Origin of the sequence: Hafnia paralvei ATCC 29927 (assembly GCF_001655005.1) — a bacterium.
Taxonomy (GTDB): Bacteria; Pseudomonadota; Gammaproteobacteria; order Enterobacterales; family Enterobacteriaceae; genus Hafnia; species Hafnia paralvei.
Genome location: NZ_LXET01000027.1, coordinates 1 through 7,879 on the forward strand (window position 1 = coordinate 1; position 7,879 = coordinate 7,879).

The following is a 7,879-nucleotide window of genomic DNA, read 5'->3' on the forward strand; positions in this document are numbered from 1 at the left end:
ATCTCGGATAAAAAGCGCGAGGTTTGAAGGGGCGCGCGCTGGCGCCCCTCATCGGTCGCCTTCGCCAGCGGTGCCATGGAAACGCATTTACTGACCGGCGAACGAAACATTTCACCGCAATCCTATAGAGGATTAGCGTTCCAAACCGGAGCGGAGATGGCATCTCGGATAAAACCGCACCAATAAAGCACGGGGCGGAATATTACACAGCAGTCACATTAACGATCGGCGTTGCTGTTTGCATCACTATCAGGGTAGGAAAAATCGTTAGAGGCCATGATTTTTCCCTCAAGTTTACTTTCCTACCGCCGATAACTGTTTCAACAACAAGAGCCTTGCCGCGTGATGACGTGAGGCTTTTTTTAAGTTTAAAGGAACCCGAATGGCTAACTTAATTAATAGCGCAATGAGTGGACTAAGCGCCGCACAGACCGCGCTGAGCGTCACAAGTAATAACCTTAGTAATGTTTACACTCAAGGTTATAACCGCCAAACGGTGAGTTTTGCACAAAGCGGCGGGATCAGTACATCAACCGGTTTTATCGGTAATGGGGTGAACGTAAGCGGTATTAATCGCGAATATAATTCCTTTATCGTTGGACAACTGCGTCAGGGGCAGAGTGACTACGCTTCTACCACGGCTTATTATCAGCAGGTTTCGCAAATCGATAACCTGTTGGCAGACAGTAATAACAGCCTGTCAGCCAACATGCAGGATTTCTTCTCTAACCTGCAAAACTTGGTCAGCAACCCTAGCGATCCGGCCGCACGTCAAACCGTATTAGCCAAAGCGAATGGCTTGGTGAATCAGTTTAAAACCACCGATGAATACCTGAAAAATCTAGAAAGCAACGCTAACGTCACCGTCAGTAACAGCGTTGAGCAGATTAATAACTACACCAAACAAATTGCCAGCCTAAACGATCAGATTTCACGTCTGACCGGCGCAAGTGGTGGAAGTGCGCCTAACGATTTGCTCGATTTGCGCGATCAGATGGCCACTCAGTTGAACCAGATTGCTAACGTCGAAATCACCATGCAAGACGGCGCAATGAACGTGTCCTTTGCCGGTGGGCTGTCTTTGGTGCAGGGAAACGACGCTTATAAACTGGAAGCGATCCCTTCTAGCGCGAACCCTCAGCGCCTGACTATTGGCTATAACCGTGGTTCAGGTACCGCAAGCGAAGTGCCTGAAGGTCGTATCACCGGCGGTAGTCTGAGCGGGATTTTACAGTTCCGTAGCGGGGCGTTGGATAACGCGCGTAATCAACTTGGGCAAATTGCGCTTTCTATGGCCGATAGCTTCAATAAGGTGCAGCAAGCGGGCATCGATTTGAATGGCGATCTGACCACCAACGAGCCATTTTTCACTATTGGTCAGCCATCGTCCTTCGCTAACAGCAATAATGATAAAACCGTTAATGCTTCTATTTCGGCAAAGTATACCGATGTGAGTCAAACCAAAGCGACGGACTACCGCTTGGAATATGACAAAAACGGTAAGTGGCAGATCACCCGTCTGTCCGACAACAGTAAAATTACGGATCTGACCCCTGATGCGACCGGCAAACTTCAGTTTGACGGGTTAGAGGTGACGGTGTCTCCAGCGGCGGCCAAAAGCGATAGCTTTACGTTAAAGACCACGTCTAGCGCGGTGCAAGGGTTTGGCGTGGCAATCACCGATGCGGCGAAAATTGGCGCGGGTACACCGGAGTATGACGCCAGCGGTAATTTAGTGCCGGATGCCAGCGGCAAAGGTGATAACACCAATGCGCAGAAAATGTTGGATTTGCAAAAAGCGCAGACCGTTGGCGGGAAATCAACCTTCAACGAAGCTTATGCGGGGCTGGTTGGTACCGTCGGTAACCAAACCAACAGCGCAAAAGTTGACAGTACTGCACAGGGCAACGTGGTGAAACAGCTGACTCAGCAGCAGCAGTCGGTTTCAGGCGTCAATCTAGATGAAGAGTACGGTAATTTGATGCGTTTCCAGCAGTACTACCAGGCGAATGCTCAGGTTATTCAGACAGCGACGACGCTATTTAGCGCTCTGCTTAATATTCGATAAGAAGGATGTTATTCCATGCGTCTTAGTACCAGCATGATGTACCAACAGAATATGGGCAGCATCACGGATGCGCAGTCAGAATGGCAGCGCATTGGACAGCAGTTAACCAGCGGAAAACGCGTCATTAATCCTTCCGACGATCCGCTTGCGGCTTCGCAACTGGTGGGATTAAAACAGGCACAGGCGCAAAACGATCAATATACCATGGCGCGCGGCTATGCACGCCAAGGTGTCTCGATGGAAGAAAGCGTGTTGCAGCAGGTGACTTCAACGCTGCAAGACATCACACCCGTGTTGGTGGATGGGGCTTCTTCAGGCAGTAAAAGCGACGATGACCGTGCATCCATTGCTAAACAGCTTGAGGGCATGCGCGATCAACTGCTGAATTTGGCAAACAGCTCCGACGGCAATGGTCGTTATGTTTTTGCCGGCTTCAAAAATGATACCGCGCCGTTCGAGAAAGTGACCGACCCTGTGACGGGTAAAGTCACTGTGAACTATAAGGGCGGCGATACCGCGGTAACACAAAAGGTGGATGCCGCACGCGATATGACCATCAGCCACACCGGTTCTGACGTATTCCAGAAGGCGTCTAGCAACCCGATCAAAGAGCCCGATGGTTCGGTCAGTAGCGATATTTTCAGCACGCTGCAAAAGGCTATTGATGCCCTGAAAACGCCGATTGCCGGTGCCTCCGATGCAGTGAAGAAGGGGGTTAGCGACGCCATTGACTCTGCTAACCGTGGGTTGCGCAACACGTTGAACAACGTTTCACAGGTTCGCGCAGAGTTAGGAACCAACTTGAAAGAGCTGGACTCATTGGATGCCGTAGGCAGCGAACGTGCGATGACTTACACCAGCCGTATCAGTAGTACGCAAGACGTTGACTGGTATCAGTCAATCTCTGATTACAGTTTGCGTCAGGTTGCGTTGCAGGCGTCGTATAAGGCGTTTACGGATATGCAGGGGATGTCCCTGTTCCAAATGAATCGTTAAGTTCCCGTCATACGTGAAACTGCATCAAGGCAGCCAATGAGCTTAGCTTTGATGCAGTTCCCATCATTTAGAGATATCGAACGCTTGCGCATTTTTGATGAGCGGTCTATGCCCATCAAAGGCCCTGCATTCCGCCCATCACCTGCGTTAAACGCTCAAACACTTCGCTAAACAGATGTTCACTGAACGGGACAAGCATTGGCATCATCAGGCTAAGGCTGAACATACCTATGGTGAGCGTGAGCGGGAATCCGACCACGAAAATAGAGAGCTGGGGGGTCATGCGGTTGAGCAAGCCGAGTGCGGTATTGAGTGCGAGCAACAGGGTTATCAACGGTAGCGCCAGCATTAGACCATTAACGAAAATGAGGCTTCCCGCCTGTGCCAGCATTAGAAAACCGTTGCCGTTGAGCGGCTGTTCGCTAATAGGCAGCGTTTGAAAGCTTTCGGCGAGCAGAGAAATCATCCATAGATGGCCGTTAAAACTCAGAAAGAGCAGCATGGTGAGCAGGTTCAGCAATCGGGCCAGAATCGGCATGTTTGGGCCGCCGGAAGGGTCAAAAAAGGTCGCAAAGGAAAGCCCCATTTGCAGCCCGATCACTTCACCGGCAAGGCGAACGGCGGCAAAAGCAAACTGCATGGTTAGGCCGAGTGCGGCACCAATTAATATTTGCTGGGTCACTAGCCATAGCCCACTGATGCTGACGACCGGCGTGGCGTTACTGCCTAAATTAGGTACTAACAAAAAGGTAATCGCCATCGCTAGGCCGACTTTGGTCTTTTTGCTGATCGCTTTTTCACTCAGCAGCGGTGCGGTGCTGATAAGCGCTAACATGCGGACGAACGGCCAGAAATATTGGCCGAGCCATAACGCGAGTTGGGAGGTGTCAAACGAGATCATCGCGATTTTTAGCCGATGATCGAGGGAATACTAGTGAATAGGGTACGCATGTAGTCAAGTAGTAGACTGAGCATCCACGGTCCTGCAATCACCATCGTGGCGAATACCGCTAAAATCTTGGGAATAAACGAGAGCGTCATTTCGTTAATTTGGGTCGCCGCCTGTAATAGGCTGATAACTAGGCCGCTAATCAATGCTGCCAACAGCAAAGGTGTAGCCAATGCCAAGCCGACTTTCATCGCCTGATAACCGAGTGCCATTACGGATTCTGGGGTCATGATTATTTACTCAGTGAGTGTGGCGGTTAACTATAAAAACTCTGTGCCAGCGATCCCAATAGTAGCTGCCAGCCATCGACGAGTACGAACAGCATCAGTTTAAACGGCAGTGAGATCGTGGCCGGAGGAACCATCATCATCCCTAGCGCCATTAATACGCTGGCGACAACCAAATCGATAATTAAAAATGGAATGAAGATCGTGAACCCAATTTGGAACGCGGTTTTTAGCTCGCTGGTAACATAGGCAGGGAGCAGAATGCGCATCGGTACATCTTCAGGCCCAGCCATCTGCGGCAGATTGGCTAATTTGGCATAGAGAGCCAGATCGGTTTCACGCGTTTGGCGCAGCATGAATTCGCGTAGCGGCTGTGCGCCGCGATCCATTGCCACGTCCATCGTAATTTTGTCTTGGCTAAACGGCTGATAGGCATCCTGATAGATTTTATCGAATACCGGCGACATGACAAAAAACGTGAGAAACAGCGCCAAACCCAGCATTACCTGATTCGGTGGCGCGGACGGCGTACCCAATGCGCTGCGTAACAGCCCTAATACGATAATGATGCGGGTGAAGCTGGTCATCATCAGCAGAGCGGCAGGCAAGAAGGTTAACGAAGTGAGAAAAACCAGCGTCTGTACCGGTAGCGACCAGTTTTGACCGCCGTTTGCCAGCGGCTGAGAAACGATGCCAGGGAGCTGAGCTAGCGCTAGCGGACTGGCGAGAAGCAATGCCGCCGCGCTGATCCCAAGAATGAAACGGTGAGGGCGCATTACGACTTATCTCCGCGCTTACCAAACTGTTGCTGCACCACCTGCTTGAAGATCTGGCTGAAATCCTGTTTTTTTGCAACAGGTTCAGCCTCAGACGGTGGTGCGGTGAAAGTGTGCAGATGCGTGATGTTTTGGCTGGTTACACCGAGCACCAGACATTGATTATCCACTTCGATCACCACCACGCGCTCGCGCGCGCCGAGCGAGCAACTGGCACGCACGTTAAGCAGGTTATTACGGCTGTTCTTGGGAGCAAAACCGAGACGCTTAACCAGCCAGCCGATAATCAGGATCAGCAGCAGTATTGCGCCCAGCGTGCTGCCAACCTGAGTCAGCACGCTGCCTGCGGGCACGACCGGCGTCGCCGGTGCACTGGTGACGGTTGAAGTGGCGGGAATCATCAGCGACTCAAACGGCGCATACGTTCAGAGGGGGTAATAATATCGGTGATGCGAACACCAAATTTATCAGCGACCACCACAACTTCACCTTGCGCAATCAGGTAGCCGTTAATCAGAATATCTAACGGTTCACCGGCTAAACCGTCCAATGCCACCACCGACCCCTGCGACAGACGCAGTAGCTCTTTGATCGTCATTTTGGTGCGGCCCAGCTCCACGGTTAATTTCACCGGGATATCCAAAATTAAATCAATATCGTGTAGGTTGCCGGCTAGCGGTGATGGATTATCCAGATTCTGGAAAATCTCATCAGCAGAATTCTCCACAGCACTTTTTGCCGAAGTATTTTCGGTGGTTTGCTGTTCGTTCATCGCTTCCGCCCACAGGTCGGCGGCGTCGTCATGACCTTCGGCAGACGGCTTGTTGACGTCACTCATTGGGCTGATCCTCGCTCAGAGCATTTAAAATTGGGTTAATAAGTCGTTCTACGCGTAATGCGTATTGGCCGTTTTGGCTGCCGTATTGGCAGGTTAAAACGGGCACGCCATCCACGTTTGCGATAAGTTTTTCTGGTTTTTCGATGGGTAAAACATCGCCGGGCTGCAGCTTTAATACTTCAGACAGGCGTAAAGGGATATCGACAAAATTGGCGACCAGTTCAAGCTCGGAATGCTGCACCTGCTTGCTGAGAGTATCTCGCCAGTGTTGATCTTCCTGCTTGGAGTTCTCTAACGGCGGGTTCACTAGCAGCTCACGCAGTGGCTCGATCATGGAGAATGGGATACAGATATTAAATTCACCGCTCAACGCACCCACTTCGACAGTGAATGGCGTGGTGACCACAATGTCGTTAGGCGACGTAGTGATGTTGGTGAATTTAACCTGGATCTCAGAGCGAACATACTCCACTTCGAGCTTATAAATCGCGCTCCATGCATCGCGGTAAGCGTCCAGCGCCAAACGTAACATGCGCTTGATAACGCGTTGTTCGGTATGGGTAAACTCACGGCCATCCACTTTGGTCGGGAAGCGACCATCGCCCCCAAACAGGTTATCCACCGCCATAAAGACCAAGCTTGGCGCAAAGACCATCAGCGCCGTGCCGCGCAGTGGGTTTAGGTGGATAAGGTTGAGGTTGGTGGGAACCGGTAGGTTACGGGCAAATTCATGATAAGGCTGAATTTTTACCGCACCCACTGTGATATCAGGGCTACGACGTAGCAGATTGAACAATCCCATGCGGAACTGACGGGCAAAGCGCTCGTTGATAATTTCTAGCGCCTGCAACCGTTCACGCACCACGCGACGTTGCGTCGTGGGGTCATAAGGGCGAACGTCGCTCTCACTTCCCGCGAGAGGGACTTCGCTATCAGGCTTGGTATTGTCGCTATCACCGTTAAGCAACGCGTCAATTTCAGCCTGTGACAGAATGCTATCAGACATAGTGATTACCGCAGGATAAAGGCTGTAAACAACACATCGCTGACGATCTGCTTCGGCTGACCGGGAGCGATTGGCGGCATGAGAACGGTTTTAATATCAGACATTAGCTGAGTTTTACCCTGTTCGCTGGCTAGCGTAGCGGCGTGTTGACGCGAAAGCAGCATGAGTAAACGGCTGCGCATTTCAGGCAGATAATCGTTCATGCGTTTGCGAGTAGCTTCATCGGGCAAACGCAACGTTAATCCGATGTAAAGCACACGGTCTGCATCTTCACCATCGCTGATCAGATTAACAGTGAAGGTATCCAGCGGCATGAATACCGGCATGGGTGGCGGCGTTGGCTTGCTTTCGGTCAGTGATTCTTGCTGCTGATAATATTTCCAGCCATAAAAACCACCGCCAGCACCGGCAATGATGAGAATTAACAGTATCCATACCCACTTGGCACGCCGCTTAGTGTTCTTGGGGAGTGTGGTTTCAGACATAAGGGGATGATTCCTGTTACGGTGCAAAGAAGGTGCACATAAATTTTACTTGTGAGCTTTATTATCCTTGGCTTATGAGCGATCAATGGGAGGAATAGAGGGGGAAAATGGCGTTAATTGGGGGATTGTTATTGTAGTGCGGGGATTTTCTCTTGTTTTGAGGTGGCGGTGTAAGAATTCGGACGCTATTTAGGCTCCCGTTTGGAATGGCGATATTTTATGGAATGGGGGGAAATGTCATATTCAATATCCTATGGGATTGCGGTGAAATGTTTCGTTCGCCGGTCAGCAAATGCGTTTCCATGACACCGCTTGCGAAGGCGACCGATGAGGGGCGCCAGCGCGCGCCCCTTCAAACCTCGCGCTTTTTATCCGAGATGCCATTTCCGCTCCGGTTTGGTATCGCCCATCCAGGGCGCCCCAAACTCCGTCACGACATCCCTGTCGTGCCGGCTCTCCCTACCAAAACTTAGACAATGAAAAATATAAAAACAGAGTGTGGTTTTTATATTTTGATTTTGACCTTTCCGGCAC

9 protein-coding genes are annotated in these 7,879 nt (G+C 50.9%); 2 read left to right on the forward strand and 7 right to left on the reverse strand.

Annotated elements, in window-relative coordinates; all coding sequences use genetic code 11:
* Positions 1-382 precede the first annotated feature (382 nt).
* Positions 383-2,068 carry a flagellar hook-associated protein FlgK gene (gene flgK, locus M988_RS07625; protein WP_008813842.1) on the forward strand — a complete coding sequence of 562 codons (1,686 nt, stop codon included), beginning with the start codon at positions 383-385 and terminating at the stop codon, positions 2,066-2,068.
* A gap of 15 nt (positions 2,069-2,083) precedes the next feature.
* Positions 2,084-3,064, forward strand: a complete 981-nt coding sequence (gene flgL, locus M988_RS07630) for a flagellar hook-associated protein FlgL (protein WP_064573542.1) — start codon at positions 2,084-2,086, stop codon at positions 3,062-3,064.
* Positions 3,065-3,179: 115 nt separating this feature from the next.
* Here flgL and fliR read toward each other — a convergent pair whose 3' ends face one another.
* The 7 genes from fliR to fliL are packed head-to-tail and all read right to left on the reverse strand — an operon-like array spanning position 3,180 to position 7,345.
* The gene (gene fliR / locus M988_RS07635) at positions 3,180-3,965 is read right to left on the reverse strand and encodes a flagellar biosynthetic protein FliR (RefSeq protein ID WP_064573544.1); all 786 of its coding nucleotides are present in this window, start codon (positions 3,963-3,965) and stop codon (positions 3,180-3,182) included.
* Positions 3,966-3,973: 8 nt separating this feature from the next.
* Positions 3,974-4,243 (reverse strand): flagellar biosynthesis protein FliQ, encoded by a 270-nt coding sequence (gene fliQ, locus M988_RS07640; RefSeq protein ID WP_008813840.1) that lies wholly within the window; start codon positions 4,241-4,243, stop codon positions 3,974-3,976.
* A 26-nt stretch (positions 4,244-4,269) separates the two neighbouring features.
* Positions 4,270-5,016: a flagellar type III secretion system pore protein FliP gene (gene fliP / locus M988_RS07645; RefSeq protein ID WP_004092156.1), complete on the reverse strand. Its 747-nt coding sequence runs from the start codon at positions 5,014-5,016 to the stop codon at positions 4,270-4,272.
* On the reverse strand, positions 5,016-5,417 hold the full coding sequence (fliO, locus tag M988_RS07650) for a flagellar biosynthetic protein FliO (protein ID WP_008813839.1): 402 nt from the start codon (positions 5,415-5,417) through the stop codon (positions 5,016-5,018). The genes fliP and fliO overlap by 1 nt, the downstream gene beginning before the upstream one ends.
* Positions 5,417-5,854, reverse strand: a complete 438-nt coding sequence (gene fliN, locus M988_RS07655; RefSeq protein WP_004092164.1) for a flagellar motor switch protein FliN — start codon at positions 5,852-5,854, stop codon at positions 5,417-5,419. Before fliN ends, fliO begins: the two co-directional genes overlap by 1 nt.
* Entirely contained in the window at positions 5,847-6,860 is a 1,014-nt protein-coding gene (gene fliM, locus M988_RS07660) for a flagellar motor switch protein FliM (RefSeq protein WP_061059933.1), read from the reverse strand. Before fliM ends, fliN begins: the two co-directional genes overlap by 8 nt.
* A gap of 5 nt (positions 6,861-6,865) precedes the next feature.
* Complete coding sequence (fliL, locus tag M988_RS07665; RefSeq protein WP_004092168.1) at positions 6,866-7,345, reverse strand: flagellar basal body-associated protein FliL; 480 nt, start codon at positions 7,343-7,345, stop codon at positions 6,866-6,868.
* Between the last annotated feature and the right edge of the window lie 534 nt (positions 7,346-7,879).